Raw genomic sequence first — 15,983 nt, forward strand, 5'->3', positions numbered from 1 at the left:
TCTGATAGGTAGTCTCTCAACACATAGGTGACGGGTTTTAGGGTGTTCAACGGAAAGGCTGGTCATTGACGGTGAAACTTTGGCTCGCTCAAGATCCTGAGGCCGACGCGCTGCTGGACGACGACCCGTTGGCCCTGCTCATCGGAATGGTGCTCGATCAGCAGGTGCCCTTCGAGACGGCGTTCTCGGGGCCCAAGAAGATCGCGGACCGGATGGGCAGCTTCGGTGCTCACGAGATCGCCGAGTACGACCCCGACAAGTTCGCCGCGCTGTGTTCGGAAAAGCCTGCGATACACCGCTTTCCGGGGTCGATGGCCAAACGCATCCAGACCCTGGCCCAGATCATCGTGGACCGTTACGACGGCGATGCCGCCGGCTTGTGGACCGCCGGGGACCCCGACGGCGAGGAGCTGCTGCGGCGAATCAAGGGGCTGCCCGGGTTCGGCGAAGTCAAGGCGCAGATCTTCCTGGCTTTACTGGGCAAGCAGTACGGCGTCACGGTCAAGGGCTGGCGTGAGGCGGCCGGGCAGTTCGGCAAGGCCGGCACGCACATCTCCGTCGCCGATATCGTCGACGCCCAATCGATGGGCAAAGTGCGTTCCTACAAGAAGCAAATGAAGGCCGCGGCCAAGGCGGCCAAGTAGTAGGTCACCAGAAGGGAAGGGCGGCAACATGAAGACACACCTGACGTGTCCGTGCGGGGAAGCCATCGTCGGCAAGGACGAAGACGAGCTGGTCGAGCTGACCCAGGCTCATCTCGCCAGCGATCATCCGGGTCTCGAATACGATCGCGACGCGATCCTGTTCATGGCGTACTGACGGTCTGACCAAACGCCGAGCGCGCGTGCCCGGATGGGGACACGCGCGCTCGGGGCGGGGAATAGTGCTGGCCCTACGGCACCACCGTGGAGCCGATCGTGGGCATGAACTGGCACTGCTTTTCCTTGGTGGTGACCTGCCCGAAAATGGTCGACATGATGCTGCCCGACCCGGTGTCGGCGATCGCGGTCAGCGTCGTCGGCCCGTCGCCGTTGATGTCGGTGCGCGGCTTGAGCGCGACCGTCCCGGACTTGCCCGTGGTCAGGTTCACCCACGTGACGTTCAACGGCAGCTTCTGTACCTCGGCCGGCCCGGGGGTGCCGACGGCGGTGAACACATAGGCGGTCTGCCCGGGGCCCGGCCCGGGAGTCGGAATCTTCGCCGGGCCCGCCACCGATAGCGCGGTGGCGATCGCGCTGGTGCCGTCGGCCAGGCAGTTGGTGCCGATCGAGGGATACATGAAGTCCTGCGTGGGCGGAGCGTCCGGGCCGAACCCCGGAGCCGCCGCCGGCGCCGCGGCGGGTGCGGGAGCCGCGGCCGGTGGAGCCTCGGCCGAAGCGGGAGGCGCCGGCACGGGAGCCGCAACGGGTGCGACGGTGCCCGCGGCCGGCGCCGAAGCCGGCGGCGCGGTCACCGGTGGGGCCGCCACCGGTCCCGGGCCGGCGGCATGGGCCGGGTCGATGCCGGTCGGCAGGTGTGACTGGGCGCCCGGTTCGACGCCCGCGGCCGACGGGGCCGCGGCCGGTCCCGGGCCGGCGGCGTGGGCCGGGTCGATGCCGGTCGGCAGGTGTGACTGGGCGCCCGGTTCGACGCCCGCCGCGGGTACATGCGGCACCGGCGCGCCGTCCGGGAGGGCGGTGCCGGGTTCGGGGGAGCCCGGCTGGGACAGGAATTGATTCACCGACTGGGCGACATTCCGGGACTCGGTGGGCGCGCCCTGGTTGTGGCTGAAGGCCTGCGCTGCGGCCATGAGCAGCTGTGTCGCCTGCCCGGGGTTGGTAGCCGCCTGCTGAATGATCGGGCTCAGCTGCGATAACGCCGGCAGGCCCGGAAGTTCTTGAGTCGAGTTGGGTTGCGGTGTCGCCGGTTCGGCTGCCGCGCTCGGGCAGAACCCGAACGCGGCAGCCGATGCCGTCACGACAGCGGCCAATCCTTTGGACAGATTCCAAGTGGTTGCCACGGTGTGTCCTCCGGTCAGTAGGGGGTGGCTTTGCTGTCGGGGTTAACTAATCAGGGCAGGGCCGCGAGCAGCGGCGCTACCGGGTTGGCCCCGGTTGCCGGTGCGGCCGCGGGTGCGGCAGGCGCCGCCGGAGCCCCGGCCAGTGCCGGCAGGTCCTGCGGCAGGGTCATCTGCGCGGGCATGTTGACCGGCAGATTGGGCAGGAACGCCGGCATGTCGACCTTCGCCTGCGGAATCTGCGGGGCCGGCGGGGTGGCGGGGGCGGTCGGCGTCGACAGCCCCGGGATGGCCGGCAGTCCGGGGATGGACGACGTGGCCGGTGCGGCGGGCGCCGCGGGTGCCGTCTGTCCCAGGCCCGGGATCAACCCCTGCAGGCCCTGCGTGGCCGACGGGGCGGACGGCGCCGAGGGCGTAGCCGCCTGCGGCAGACCGGGAATCGAGGGGATGCTCGACGCGGGATTCGCCGGCGACGTCGCCGCGGCCGACGGAACTCCCGGGAAGGTGATGCCCGGAGCGGCCGGCGCGGACGGCGGGGTGGCGCCCAGGGCGGTAGCGAGGTTCTGCAGGATTTGGGGCGCGTTGGCCGCCGAACTGATCAGCTGCTGCGGAATGTTCGGAATCGGCGGAGCCGGCACGGGGTCGGCGTGGGCGATACCGCCCGTGAGTAGGGCTGCGGACGAACCGACGACGACGGCCGCTGCACGCATGTAAGTCCAGATGGTTGGCATGACTCTCCCTGGTTGTGGAAAACGGGTCCGCCGCCGAAGTTACGTTGATACTGATGGGACTCAAGTGACACGTGTGGCATTTATTTGATCGTTATTGATACGAGTGACGGCGGTGACCGAACGCCCGTCGACCAGGACCGTTGGCGGTGACGAGGGCAACTGGTGCCGCTCACGCCCCCCGGATCGCTAAAGTCGGGCGCATAGACACCACTTCGGCCACCCCGGCGGCACCCCCGCGCCGGCGATTCGCGAGTCTGCTTCGGGCGGCGGCACCCGCGCTGCTAGTCGCCAGTGTCGCCGCGCGGCTCGGCTGGACATATCTGTCGCCCCACGGTGCGAACTTCGTCGACCTGCACGTTTACCTCGGTGGCGCCGCCGCGCTTGACCATCCCGGCACGCTGTACAGCTACGTCTACGCCGATCAGACGCCGAACTTCCCGCTGCCGTTCACCTATCCGCCCTTCGCGGCGGTGGTGTTCTACCCACTGAGCCTGCTGCCCTTCCGCGTGGTCGCCTTCGCGTGGCAGGTCGCGACGATGGCCGCGCTGTACGCCGCGATCCGGATCAGCCAGCGGTTGATCGGCGTGGCGGCCGGGGCCGACGGGCGACGCATGGCCATGGCGTGGACGGCCGTCACGATCTGGATCGAGCCGCTGCGCAGCACGTTCGACTACGGGCAGGTCAACGTGTTGCTGATGCTCGGGGTGCTGCTGGCCGTGTTGACGACGCGGTGGTGGCTGTCGGGGCTGCTGGTCGGCGTGGCGGCCGGAATCAAGCTGACGCCCGCGATCGCCGGTGTCTACCTGCTCGGCGTCCGGCGGTGGGCCGCGGCGGCGTTCTCCTTCGTGGTCTTCGTGGCCACCATCGGCGTGTCGGCAATGGTGGCCGGGGACCAGACGCGCTACTACTTCACGAAACTGCTGGGCGACGCGCATCGCGTGGGCCCCATCGCAACGTCGATCAATCAATCCTGGCGCGGCGGCATCTCCCGGATCCTTGGCCACGACGCCGGCTTCGGCCCGCCGGTCCTGGCCGCCATTGCCGTCACCGCGGTGCTGGCCGTCCTGGCCTGGCGGGTGCTGGACCCGACCGATCGGCTGGGCAAGTTGCTGGTGGTGGAGTTGTTCGGGCTGCTGCTGTCGCCGATTTCCTGGACTCACCACTGGGTATGGCTGGTACCGCTGATGATCTGGGCGATTCACGGGCCGCTGCGCGAGCGGCGCGGCGCCCGGATCGTGGGGTGGGGCTGGCTTGCGCTGACCATCGTCGGCGTGCCGTGGCTGCTGCTCTTCGCTCAGCCGACCATCTGGCAGATCAGCCGGCCGTGGTACTTGGCGTGGGCCGGCCTGATCTACATCGTGGCGGCCGTGGCGACGTTGGCCTGGATCGCCGCCGCCGGTCACCGCTCTCCCGAAGGTCGCGCTGGCGTGACGGTCGAAGACCGGGCGACGTCGGAGGGCTAGCTCCCGACGATCCCGTCGATGTCGTGGGCCATGGCCACGTCCTTCTCGGTTATGCCCCCCTCGGAGTGCGTGACCAGAGCGAAAGTAACTGTCCGCCAACGGATATCGATATCCGGGTGATGGTCCTTGCTCTCCGCGTGCTCGCCGACCCGGCGCACCGCGTCGATGCCGGCCAGGAAACTCGGGAACTTGATCGACCGGCGCAGCGCGCCGTCGACACGCTCCCATCCGTTGAGATCGGGCAGTGCGGCGTCCACCTGCTCATCCGTTAACACAGCCATGTCTCGACCGTATACCGTCTGGCCATGCCGACCCAGATCGTCGTCGCCGGGGCGGTCATCCGCGGCGCCAGTGTCTTGGTGGCGCAGCGCGTCCGGCCGCCCGAGCTGGCCGGACGCTGGGAGCTGCCCGGCGGCAAGGTCGCGCCGGGTGAGACCGAGCCCGAGGCGCTGGCCCGGGAGTTGGCCGAGGAGCTGGGTGTGACCGCCGGCGACGTCGCGGTGGGCGACCGCCTGGGCGACGACATCGCGCTGGACGGCATGACGCTGCGCGCCTACCGTGTGGACCTGCTCGGCGGCCAACCGCACGCCCGTGACCACCGGGCGGTGCGCTGGGTGACGGCGGCCGAGCTGGCCGATGTCGACTGGGTGCCCGCCGACCGCGCCTGGGTCGCTGACCTGGTACGGACGCTGGCCGGCGGGGTCTCATAACAAGTCCACAGCCTTTCGGCAGCTGACATTCAGCGCCGCAGAAGGTCACGAGGGTGAACTTGGAGATATAAACCCAACGTGAACTTGTAGTAAACGACTTGACCTGGAGTGCGTGCCGGCGGCGACCCGTCATCCGCGCCGGACGCATCTGGTCCGCAAAACCCATGCTGAGCAGACGGATTTTCGTTAACAGGCCGCGTACGGCGGAGGTGATAGGCCCTTCTCCCGCACCCGATGCTGGTGCGTGCTCCGGGCCCCCGACATCGATGGCGCCCCCGACGCGGCATGGCGCGGGCGGATGCAGCGACGGGCCGGCGCCCAACACGACGCATCTGGGGTCGAAGCGACGGCCCGGCTACGACGCAGTGATACGGAGTAGAAGGGGTACCTGTTGACTCTCACACCACACGTTGGTGGAGCGCTCGAGGAGTTGCTGGAACGCAGCGGGCGGTTCTTCACACCCGGCGAGTTCTCGGCCGACCTGCGCACGGTGACGCGGCGGGGCGGCCGCGAGGCCGACGTGTTCTACCGCGACAGGTGGAGTCACGACAAGGTGGTGCGTTCCACCCACGGGGTCAACTGCACCGGTTCCTGCTCCTGGAAGATCTACGTCAAGGACGGGATCATCACCTGGGAAACGCAGCAAACCGACTACCCATCGGTGGGCCCGGACCGGCCGGAATACGAGCCGCGCGGATGCCCGCGCGGGGCATCGTTCTCCTGGTACAGCTACTCGCCCACCCGGGTGCGGTACCCGTACGCCCGGGGCGTGCTGGTCGAGATGTACCGGGAAGCCAAGGCGCGCCTCGGCGATCCCGTGCTCGCCTGGGCCGACATTCAGGCGGACCCCGAACGTCGACGGCGCTATCAGCGCGCCCGCGGCAAGGGCGGACTGATCCGGATCACCTGGGCCGAGGCCACCGAGCTGATCGCCGCCGCCCACGTGCACACCATCAAGACCTACGGTCCCGACCGGGTCGCCGGCTTCTCACCCATCCCGGCGATGTCCATGGTGTCCTACGCCGCGGGGTCGCGGTTCTTCGAACTGATCGGCGCCCCGATGACGTCGTTCTACGACTGGTACGCCGACCTGCCGGTGGCCTCGCCGCAGGTGTTCGGCGATCAGACCGACGTCCCCGAATCCGGAGACTGGTGGGACGCTTCGTATTTGATGATGTGGGGCTCCAACGTGCCGATCACCCGAACCCCCGACGCGCACTGGATGGCCGAGGCCCGCTACCGCGGCACCAAGGTGGTGACGGTCAGCCCCGACTACGCCGACAACACCAAGTTCGCCGACGAGTGGATGCCGTGCGCGGCCGGCGCCGATGGGGCGTTGGCGATGGCGATGGGGCACGTCATTCTTTCGGAATGCTATGTGCAGAAGCAGGTTCCGTTCTTCGCCGACTTCGCGCGTCGCTACACCGACCTGCCGTTCCTGATCAAGCTGGAAGAACGTGGCGACATGCTGGTGCCGGGGAAGAACCTCACGGCGGCAGATCTCGGCGAGGCGGTCGAGAACGCGGCGCTCAAACCGGCGGTGTGGGACGAGGCCACCGACTCGGTGGTGGTGCCGCACGGTTCACTGGGATTCCGTTACGGCGAGGACGGCGTCGGTAAGTGGAACCTCGACCTCGGCGCGCTGGTGCCGGCGCTCAGCGTGCGGGATGCGCACGGCAACGGCGAGGACGACACCGCGCTGGTGCACCTGGCCAGCTTCGACACGATCAACGGCGAGGGCGCCACCGTGGCGCGCGGTGTCCCGGTGCGCCGCGTCGGCAAGCACTTGGTGTGCACCGTTTTCGACCTGATGCTCGCCCAGTACGGCGTGGCCCGGCCGGGATTGCCCGGCGAATGGCCCACCGGTTACGACGACCCGACCCAGCAGAACACCCCCGCGTGGCAGGAGACCATCACCGGCGTGTCGGCCGCGCAGGCCATCCGCGTCGCGAAGGAATTCGCCCGCAACGCAGAGGAATCCGGTGGCCGGTCCATGATCATCATGGGCAGCGGGATCTGCCAGTGGTTCCACGGCGACGCCATCTACCGGGCGGTGCTCGCGCTGCTGATGCTGACCGGGTCGATGGGGCGCAACGGCGGCGGCTGGGCCCATTACGTCGGCCAGGAAAAGGTGCGTCCGCTCACCGGATTTCAGACGATGGCGATGGCGACGGACTGGGTGCGCCCGCCCCGGCAGGTGCCGGGTGCGTCCTACTGGTACGCGCACACCGACCAGTGGCGCTACGACGGCTACGCGGCCGACAAGCTTGCCAGCCCACTGGGTCGCGGCCGGTTCGCCGGCAAGCACACGATGGATCTGCTGGCCTCCGCTACGGCGATGGGCTGGAGCCCCTTCTACCCCCAGTTCGACCGGTCCAGCCTGGACGTCGCCGACGAGGCGCGCGACGCCGGCCGCGACGTCGCCGACTACGTCGCCGAGCAGCTTCGCGACCGCAAGCTCAAGCTCTCGGTCACCGATCCCGACAATCCGGTCAACTGGCCGCGGGTGCTTACGGTGTGGCGGGCCAACCTGATCGGGTCGTCGGGCAAGGGCGGCGAGTACTTCCTGCGCCACCTGCTGGGCACCGACTCCAACGTGCAGGCCGAGCCGCCGGCCGACGGCACGCCGCCCGCTGACGTGGTGTGCGAGGGGGACATCCCCGAGGGCAAGCTCGACCTGATGATGTCGATCGATTTTCGAATGACCTCGACGACATTGGTCTCGGACATCGTGCTCCCGGCGGCGACCTGGTACGAGAAGGCCGACATCTCCAGCACGGACATGCACCCGTACGTGCACGCGTTCAGCGCCGCGACCGATCCGCCCTGGGAAACCCGTTCGGATTTCGAGGCTTTCGGCGCGATCGCCCGCGCCTTCAGCGCGCTGGCCAAGCGTCACCTGGGCACCCGCAGCGACGTGGTCGTCACGGCGCTGCAGCACGACACCCCCGACGCGATGGCCTATCCCGATGGCACCGAAGAAGACTGGCTGCACACCGGAGCGACGCCGGTGCCCGGGCGCAGCATGCCCAGGCTCACCGTGGTGGAACGCGACTACGGCGCAATCTATGACAAGTGGCAGACCCTCGGCCCGCTCGTGGAGACGTTCGGCCTGACCACCAAGGGCATCACCGTGCACCCGTTCCGGGAGGTCGAGGAACTGGCGGCCAAGTTCGGCGTGATGAATTCCGGTGCGGCGGCGGGGCGTCCGGCCATCACCACCGCCGCCCGGATGGCCGACGTGCTGCTGCTGCTGTCCGGGACCACCAACGGCCGGCTCGCGGTCGAGGGCTTCCGTGAACTGGAGAAGCGAACGGGTCAACGGCTGGCGCACCTGGCCGAGGGCAGCGAGGAGCGGCGCATCAGCTATGCCGACACCCAGGCGCGCCCGGTCCCGGTGATCACCAGCCCGGAATGGTCGGGCAGCGAAACCGGTGGGCGTCGCTACGCGCCGTTCACCATCAACATCGAAAACCTGAAACCGTTCCACACGTTGACCGGCCGGATGCACTTCTACCTGGCCCACGACTGGGTCGAGGAACTCGGCGAGCACCTGCCCGTGTTCCGTCCGCCGCTGGACATGACGCGGCTGTTCGGTCAGCCCGAGCTCGGCCCGACCGAAGACGGAATCGGCCTCACCGTAAGGTATTTGACACCGCACTCGAAGTGGTCGTTCCACTCCACCTACCAGGACAACCTTTACATGCTGTCGTTGTCCCGGGGCGGGCCGACGATGTGGATGAGCCCCGGCGACGCGGCCAAACTCAAAGTCCGCGACAACGATTGGGTCGAGGCCGTCAATGCCAACGGCATCTACGTGTGCCGGGCCATCGTCAGCCACCGCATGCCCGACGGTGTGGTGTTCGTCTACCACGTGCAGGAACGCACGGTGGACACACCTCGCACCGAAACCAACAACAAACGCGGCGGCAATCACAACGCGCTGACCCGCGTTCGGATCAAGCCCAGTCACCTCGCCGGGGGCTACGGCCAGCATGCGTTCGCGTTCAATTACATGGGACCGACCGGCAACCAGCGTGACGAGGTCACCGTGGTGCGCCGCCGCAGCCAGGAGGTGACTTACTAGATGAAGGTCATGGCCCAACTGGCGATGGTGATGAACCTCGACAAGTGCATCGGCTGCCACACCTGCTCGGTCACCTGCAAGCAGGCATGGACCAACCGTTCCGGCACCGAGTACGTGTGGTTCAACAACGTCGAAACCCGGCCGGGGCAAGGTTATCCGCGCACCTACGAGGACCAGGAGCGGTGGCGCGGCGGCTGGATACGCGACAAGAAGGGCCGGCTGCGGTTGCGCGACGGCGGCCGCTTCCACAAGTTGTTGCGCATCTTCGCCAACCCGCGGCTGCCGCTCATCGACGACTACTACGAGCCCTGGACCTACGACTACGAGAACCTGACCACCGCACCCGCGGGTGACACCTTCCCGACCGCCGCGCCCAAGAGTCAGATCAGCGGCGAACGGATGAAGATCTCCTGGGGCCCGAACTGGGACGACAACCTGGCCGGGTCGCCGGAGATCCTGGCGGGCGACCCGATTTTGAAGAAGGTCGGCGAGGAGGTCAAACTCGCGCTCGAAGAGACCTTCATGTTCTATCTGCCCCGGATCTGCGAGCACTGCCTCAACCCCTCCTGCGTGGCGTCATGCCCGTCGGGTGCGATGTACAAGCGCAGCGAGGACGGCATCGTGCTGGTCGACCAGGACCGCTGCCGGGGCTGGCGGATGTGCGTCTCCGGATGTCCTTACAAGAAGGTCTATTTCAACCACAAGACGGGCAAGGCCGAGAAGTGCACGCTGTGCTATCCGCGGATGGAGGTCGGGCTGCCGACCATCTGTTCGGAGACCTGCGTGGGGCGGCTGCGGTATCTGGGCCTGGTCCTCTACGACGTGGATCGGGTGCTCGAGGCGGCGTCGGTGGAGAACGAAACCGACCTCTACGAGGCGCAGCGCCGAATCCTGTTGGACCCGAACGATCCCGAGGTGATCACGGCCGCGCGCGCGGAGGGCATCTCCGACGAGTGGATCGAGGCGGCCCAACGCTCCCCGGTGCACGCGCTGATCAACGACTACAAGGTCGCGCTACCCCTGCACCCTGAATACCGCACCATGCCGATGGTCTGGTACATCCCGCCCCTGTCGCCGGTGGTCGACGCGGTCAGCCGCGACGGTCACGACGGGGAGGACCTCGGCAACCTGTTCGGCGCGCTGGACGCCCTGCGCATCCCGATGCAGTACCTGGCCGAACTGTTCACCGCCGGTGACACCGCCGTGGTCGAGGGCGTATTGCGGCGGCTGGCGGCGATGCGCTCCTACATGCGCGACATCAATCTCGGGCGCGAAACCCAGCCGCACATACCGCAATCCGTCGGGATGACCGAAGAGCAGATCTACGAGATGTACCGGCTGCTGGCCATCGCCAAATACGAAGAGCGCTACGTCATTCCGACCGCGTTCAGCCCGCAGGCCCGCGATCTCGAACAGATGGGTTGCTCGTTGACGGGCGACGGCGGCCCGGGCATGTACGAGTCGGGCGACCCGGTACCCGTTTCCGTGGAGACGTTCCACGCGCTCAAGCACACGGACGGGGAGGCGGCCGGAAACGGCCGGGCGCGGGTGAACCTGCTGAACTGGGATGGGCGCCAGGTGCCCGCCGGAATGTTTCCCGAAGAGCAGAACCGATGAGGCTGCTGGCCGGGCGCCGCGGACGCGCCAACACCCTGCAGGACCGACTGGTCTGGCAGGCGGCATCGCTGCTGCTGGCCTACCCGGACGACGAGCTGGCGGCGCGGCTGGACACCGTCGACGAGCTGCTCAGCCACATCGACGGGCCCGAGGCGACGCTGCTCGGACAGACGGCGGCCGCGCTGCGCGCCCGCGAGCCGATGGCCGCCGCGATGGACTACGTCGCGACATTCGACATGCGGCGCCACTGCACGATGTACCTGACGTACTGGACCGCCGGGGATACCCGCAACCGCGGCCGGGAAATGGTCGAATTCGCCACCGCCTACCGGGAAGCGGGCGTGCCGCCGCCGCGCGCCGAGGCGCCCGATCACCTGCCCGTCGTGCTCGAGTTCGCCGCCACCGTCGATCCCGAGGTGGGGCGGCGGCTGCTCAGCGAGCACCGCGTCCCCATCGACGTCTTGCGGGGCGCCCTCGCCGACGCGAACTCGCCCTACGAGCCGACCGTGGCGGCGGTATGCGCGACACTGCCCGCCGCGACCGACCAGGACGTGCGCCGTGCCGAGCGCCTGGCGCAAGCCGGGCCACCCGCGGAAGCCGTTGGGCTGCAACCCTTTAACTTGACCGTGCCGCCCCGACGCGAAGGAGCGCCAGGTGTTTAGCAACGTATTGTTTTGGGACATCGCGCCCTACGTCACGCTGACGGTTTTGGTCGTCGGCACCTGGTGGCGGTACCGCTACGACAAATTCGGCTGGACCTCGCGTTCCTCGCAGATCTACGAGTCGCGGCTGTTGCGGGTGGCCAGTCCGATGTTCCACTTCGGCATCCTGGCGGTTTTCGCCGGCCACGTGATGGGCCTGTTCGTCCCGCCGCGGGTGACGCACATGTTGAAGTTGAGCGATCACGCCTACCATCTGCAGGCGGTCATCGCCGGGTCGATCGCCGGCCTCGCGACGTTGGCCGGGATCGGGCTGCTGATCTATCGGCGGTTCACCCGCCCCGCGGTGTCCATGGCCACCACCCGCAGCGACAAGGTGATGTATGTGGTGCTGGTGCTGGCCATCGTGGTGGGGCTGTACTGCGACCTGATCGGCACCGGGCCGCACGGCGGCGAGTTCCACTATCGCTACACGGTCGGGCTGTGGTTCCGCCGGATCTGGATCTTCCAGCCGCACGGCGAGGTGATGATCAACGCCCCGCTGGACTACCAGCTGCACTCCTTGATCGGCATGGGGTTGTTCACGCTGTTGCCGTTCACCCGGCTGGTGCACATCTTCAGCGCGCCCGTCGCCTACCTGTTCCGGCCCTACATCGTCTACCGCAGCCGCGACGAGGTGGCCAAGGGCGAATTGGTCGGTACGGCGCCGCGCCGCCGGGGTTGGTGACCGGCGCCCGGTCGCCCGTTGAGCGTGCGTCCAGGGCTTTCGGTGTGCCGCCAGGGTGCCGACCCGCCGCGGCGGGCCGCCCTGGACGCACACCGGACAGCGCGCGGGCCACACCTGCCAGTTCGCCTTTGATACCCCCGCGCTGCCACAATCACCGACGTGCCATTCCGTAACGTCGCCATCGTCGCCCACGTCGACCACGGCAAAACGACCCTGGTGGACGCGATGCTGCGGCAGTCGGGGGCGCTGCACCACCGCGGTGACGACACCCAGGAACGCATCATGGACAGCGGTGACCTCGAGAAGGAAAAGGGCATCACCATCCTGGCCAAGAACACCGCCGTGCATCGCCACAACCCGGACGGGACGGTGACGGTCATCAATGTGATCGACACCCCGGGGCACGCCGACTTCGGCGGCGAGGTGGAGCGCGGGCTGTCGATGGTGGACGGCGTGCTGCTGCTGGTCGACGCGTCCGAGGGCCCGTTGCCGCAGACGCGGTTCGTGCTGCGCAAGGCGCTGGCCGCGCACCTGCCGGTGATCCTCGTCGTCAACAAGACCGACCGGCCCGACGCGCGCATCGCCGAGGTGGTGGAGGCCAGCCACGACCTGCTGCTGGACGTCGCCTCGGACCTCGACGACGAGGCCGCCAAGGCGGCCGAGCACGCGCTGGGCCTGCCGACGCTGTACGCGTCCGGCCGGGCCGGCGTCGCCAGCACCACCCAGCCGGCCGACGGCGAGGTGCCCGCCGGCGACAACCTGGACCCGCTGTTCGACGTGCTGATGGAGCACATTCCGCCGCCGTCGGGGGACCCCGAGGCGCCGCTGCAGGCGCTGGTGACCAACCTCGACGCGTCAGCCTTCCTCGGGCGGCTCGCGCTGATCCGCATTTACAACGGCAAGCTGCGCAAGGGCCAGCAGGTGGCGTGGATGCGCGAGGTCGACGGGCTGCCCGTCATCACCGGCGCCAAGATCACCGAGTTGCTCGCGACCGAGGGCGTCGAGCGCAGCGCCACCGACGAGGCGATCGCCGGCGACATCGTGGCTGTCGCCGGCCTGCCCGAGATCATGATCGGCGACACGCTGGCCGATCCCGACCACGCGCACGCGCTGCCCCGGATCACCGTCGACGAGCCGGCGATCTCGGTGACGATCGGCACCAACACCTCGCCGCTGGCGGGCAAGGTGTCGGGCCACAAGCTGACCGCGCGCATGGTCCGCAACCGCCTTGATCAGGAGCTGGTCGGCAACGTCAGCATCCGGGTCGTCGACATCGGCCGGCCCGACGCCTGGGAGGTGCAGGGCCGCGGCGAGCTCGCCCTGGCGGTGCTGGTGGAACAGATGCGCCGCGAGGGTTTCGAGCTCACCGTCGGCAAGCCGCAGGTGGTGACCCGCACGATCGACGGCAAACTGCACGAGCCGTTCGAGGCGATGACCATCGACTGCCCCGAAGAGTTCGTCGGCGCGATCACCCAGCTGATGGCCGCCCGCAAGGGCCGCATGGAGGAGATGACCAACCACGCCGCGGGCTGGGTCCGGATGGACTTCATCGTGCCGAGCCGCGGCCTGATCGGGTTCCGCACCGATTTCCTGACCATCACGCGCGGCACCGGGATCGCCAACGCCGTGTTCGACGGTTACCGGCCGTGGGCGGGGGAGATCCGGGCCCGCCACACCGGGTCCCTGGTCTCCGACCGCAGCGGCACCATCACGCCGTTCGCGCTGATTCAGCTCGCCGACCGGGGCCAGTTCTTCGTCGAACCCGGTCAGGACACCTACGAGGGCATGGTCGTCGGAATCAACCCGCGCGCAGAGGATCTCGACATCAACGTCACCCGGGAGAAGAAGCTCACCAACATGCGGTCGTCGACGGCGGACGTCATCGAGACGCTGGCCAAGCCGCTCGAGCTCGACCTGGAACAGGCGATGGAGTTCTGTGCGCAGGACGAATGTGTCGAGGTGACTCCGGAGATCGTCCGCGTCCGCAAGGTGGAGCTGGACGCCACGACCCGGGGCCGCAGCCGGGCGCGGGCCAAGGCCCGGGGTTAATCGCGCGTGCGTGGGCGGGCTGCTGGGCAGCTGCTCGATACCCTGATCGGCATGCCGAGACGAGTCCGCCGTTTCTTCGTGACGGTGGGTGTGGTCGTCTCGCTGGCCGGATTGGCGCTCGCGGCGTGCACGGTCAACCCCCCGCCGGCGCCACAGAGCACCGATACCCCGCACAACTCGCCACCGCCGCCGCCGCGGCCGACCCAGATCATCATGGGCATCGACTCGATCGGGGCCGGGTTCAACCCGCACCTGCTGTCCGACCTGTCCCCGGTGAACGCGGCGATCAGCGCGCTGGTGCTGCCCAGCGCGTTCCGGCCGGTGCCCGACCCCGGCAGTCCGACGGGCTCACGCTGGGAGATGGACCCGACCCTGCTGGAGTCGGCCGAGGTCACCAGCCAGAACCCGTTCACGGTGACCTACAAGATCCGGCCGGAGGCGCAGTGGACCGACAACGCCCCGATCGCCGCCGACGACTTCTGGTACCTGTGGCGGCAGATGGTCAGCCAGCCCGGCGTCGTCGATCCCGCCGGGTACGACCTCATCACCGGCGTGCAGTCGCTCGAAGGCGGCAAGCAGGCGGTGGTCACCTTCGCCCAGCCCTATCCGTCGTGGAAGGAGCTGTTCAGCAACATCCTTCCGGCGCACATCGTCAAGGACGTGCCGGGCGGTTTCGCGGCCGGGCTCGCCCGGGCGCTCCCGGTGACCGGCGGCCAGTTCCGGGTGGAGAGCATCGATCCGCAGCGCGACGAGATCCTGGTGGCCCGCAACGATCGCTACTGGGGATCACCGGCCAAACCCGCGCTCATCCTGTTCCGGCGTGCCGGGGCGCCGGCCGCGCTGGCCGATTCCGTGCGCAACGGTGACACCCAGGTGGCCCAGGTGCACGGTGGATCGGCGGCCTTCGCGCAGCTGTCCGCCATCCCCGACGTGCGCACCGCCCGGATCGTGACGCCACGGGTCATGCAGCTGACCCTGCGCGCCAACGAGCCGAAGTTGTCCGACGCGCAGGTGCGCAAGGCGATCCTCGGGCTGCTCGACGTCGACCTGCTGGCGGCGGTGGGCGCGGGCAGCGACAACACCGTGACGCTGGATCAGGCCCAGATCCGGGCCCCCAGCGACCCCGGCTACGAACCGACCGCGCCCCCCGCGATGACGACCCCGGCGGCGCTGGCGTTGCTGGAGGGATCCGGATACAAGGTCGAGGGCAACTCGTCGGGGTCTCCGGCGCCGACGCCGACGAACACCGCGCCGCCCGAGGTCATCCGCGGCCGGATCAGCAAGGACGGTCAGCAGCTGGCGCTGGTCATCGGCGTCGCGGTCAACGACCCGACGTCCGTCGCGGTGGCCAACACCGCGGCCGACCAGTTGCGCAACGTCGGCATCGCCGCCAGCGTGCTGGCGCTGGACCCGGTGACGCTGTATCGCGACGCGCTGAACAACAACCAGGTGGACGCGATCGTCGGCTGGCACCAGGCGGGCGGAAACCTGGCGACGCGGTTGGCGTCGCGGTACGGCTGCCCGGCCCTGCAGGCGACGCAGGTACCGGCATCGACGGGGCCGACCACCAGTCCTGCGGCGACCGGCGGGCCGACGACCACCGGGCCCGGCACCTCCGCCACCACACCGACGTCGACACCGCCGCCCAGCCGCCCGGCTGACCCCAACGCCTTGGTGCAGGCGCCGTCGAACCTCACCGGGATCTGCGATCGCAGCGTTCAGTCGAACATCGACGCCGCGCTGAACGGCACCAAGAGCATCAACGACGTGATCACGGCGGTCGAGCCGAGGCTGTGGAACATGTCGACCGTGTTGCCGATCCTGCAGGACACCACGATCGTCGCCGCCGGACCGAGCGTGCAGAACGTCAGCCTGTCGGGCGCGGTGCCTGTCGGCATCGTCGGCGACGCCGGCCAATGGATCAAGACCGGGCCATAGCCCGCG

Annotated in this window: 13 protein-coding genes; 10 read left to right on the top strand and 3 right to left on the bottom strand. The window is 68.7% G+C overall.

Annotation, left to right across the window (positions count from 1 at the left end):
• Positions 1-71 precede the first annotated feature (71 nt).
• Positions 72-644 (top strand): HhH-GPD-type base excision DNA repair protein, encoded by a 573-nt coding sequence (locus A5697_RS01145; protein WP_067946045.1) that lies wholly within the window; start codon positions 72-74, stop codon positions 642-644.
• Positions 645-672: 28 nt separating this feature from the next.
• The gene (locus A5697_RS01150) at positions 673-819 is read left to right on the top strand and encodes a DUF1059 domain-containing protein (protein ID WP_067277197.1); all 147 of its coding nucleotides are present in this window, start codon (positions 673-675) and stop codon (positions 817-819) included.
• Between the two features lie 73 nt (positions 820-892).
• Here the strand turns inward: A5697_RS01150 and A5697_RS01155 are convergent, their stop codons facing one another.
• Both A5697_RS01155 and A5697_RS01160 read right to left on the bottom strand, forming a co-directional pair.
• Complete coding sequence (locus tag A5697_RS01155) at positions 893-2,017, bottom strand: hypothetical protein (RefSeq protein ID WP_197500879.1); 1,125 nt, start codon at positions 2,015-2,017, stop codon at positions 893-895.
• 32 nt (positions 2,018-2,049) lie between these two features.
• On the bottom strand, positions 2,050-2,727 hold the full coding sequence (locus A5697_RS01160) for a hypothetical protein (protein WP_067946049.1): 678 nt from the start codon (positions 2,725-2,727) through the stop codon (positions 2,050-2,052).
• A gap of 146 nt (positions 2,728-2,873) precedes the next feature.
• On the opposite strand from A5697_RS01160, the gene A5697_RS01165 reads away from it, so the two are divergent.
• On the top strand, positions 2,874-4,190 hold the full coding sequence (locus A5697_RS01165; protein WP_067946050.1) for a mannosyltransferase: 1,317 nt from the start codon (positions 2,874-2,876) through the stop codon (positions 4,188-4,190).
• Here the strand turns inward: A5697_RS01165 and A5697_RS01170 are convergent.
• A complete protein-coding gene (locus A5697_RS01170; protein ID WP_067203848.1) occupies positions 4,187-4,471 on the bottom strand; it encodes a 4a-hydroxytetrahydrobiopterin dehydratase in 285 nt (94 codons plus the stop codon). The two genes, A5697_RS01165 and A5697_RS01170, sit on opposite strands and share 4 nt — an antisense overlap.
• Positions 4,472-4,495: 24 nt before the next feature.
• On the opposite strand from A5697_RS01170, the gene A5697_RS01175 reads away from it, so the two are divergent.
• From A5697_RS01175 to A5697_RS01205, 7 genes are all read left to right on the top strand, one after another.
• Positions 4,496-4,900: a (deoxy)nucleoside triphosphate pyrophosphohydrolase gene (locus tag A5697_RS01175; RefSeq protein WP_067946052.1), complete on the top strand. Its 405-nt coding sequence runs from the start codon at positions 4,496-4,498 to the stop codon at positions 4,898-4,900.
• Positions 4,901-5,291: 391 nt separating this feature from the next.
• Positions 5,292-8,987, top strand: coding sequence for a nitrate reductase subunit alpha (locus tag A5697_RS01180; protein ID WP_068007222.1), 3,696 nt, complete (start codon positions 5,292-5,294; stop codon positions 8,985-8,987).
• Entirely contained in the window at positions 8,988-10,604 is a 1,617-nt protein-coding gene (gene narH / locus A5697_RS01185) for a nitrate reductase subunit beta (protein ID WP_068007226.1), read from the top strand.
• Entirely contained in the window at positions 10,601-11,266 is a 666-nt protein-coding gene (narJ, locus tag A5697_RS01190; protein WP_068007228.1) for a nitrate reductase molybdenum cofactor assembly chaperone, read from the top strand. The genes narH and narJ overlap by 4 nt, the downstream gene beginning before the upstream one ends.
• Positions 11,259-11,990, top strand: a complete 732-nt coding sequence (gene narI, locus A5697_RS01195; protein ID WP_068007229.1) for a respiratory nitrate reductase subunit gamma — start codon at positions 11,259-11,261, stop codon at positions 11,988-11,990. Before narJ ends, narI begins: the two co-directional genes overlap by 8 nt.
• Before the next feature lie 159 nt (positions 11,991-12,149).
• Positions 12,150-14,039, top strand: coding sequence for a translational GTPase TypA (gene typA, locus A5697_RS01200; protein ID WP_067946062.1), 1,890 nt, complete (start codon positions 12,150-12,152; stop codon positions 14,037-14,039).
• Between the two features lie 45 nt (positions 14,040-14,084).
• A complete protein-coding gene (locus A5697_RS01205; RefSeq protein WP_197500880.1) occupies positions 14,085-15,977 on the top strand; it encodes an ABC transporter family substrate-binding protein in 1,893 nt (630 codons plus the stop codon).
• Positions 15,978-15,983 lie beyond the last annotated feature (6 nt).

The organism is Mycobacterium sp. E3251, from assembly GCF_001666835.1.
GTDB lineage: Bacteria > Actinomycetota > Actinomycetes > Mycobacteriales > Mycobacteriaceae > Mycobacterium.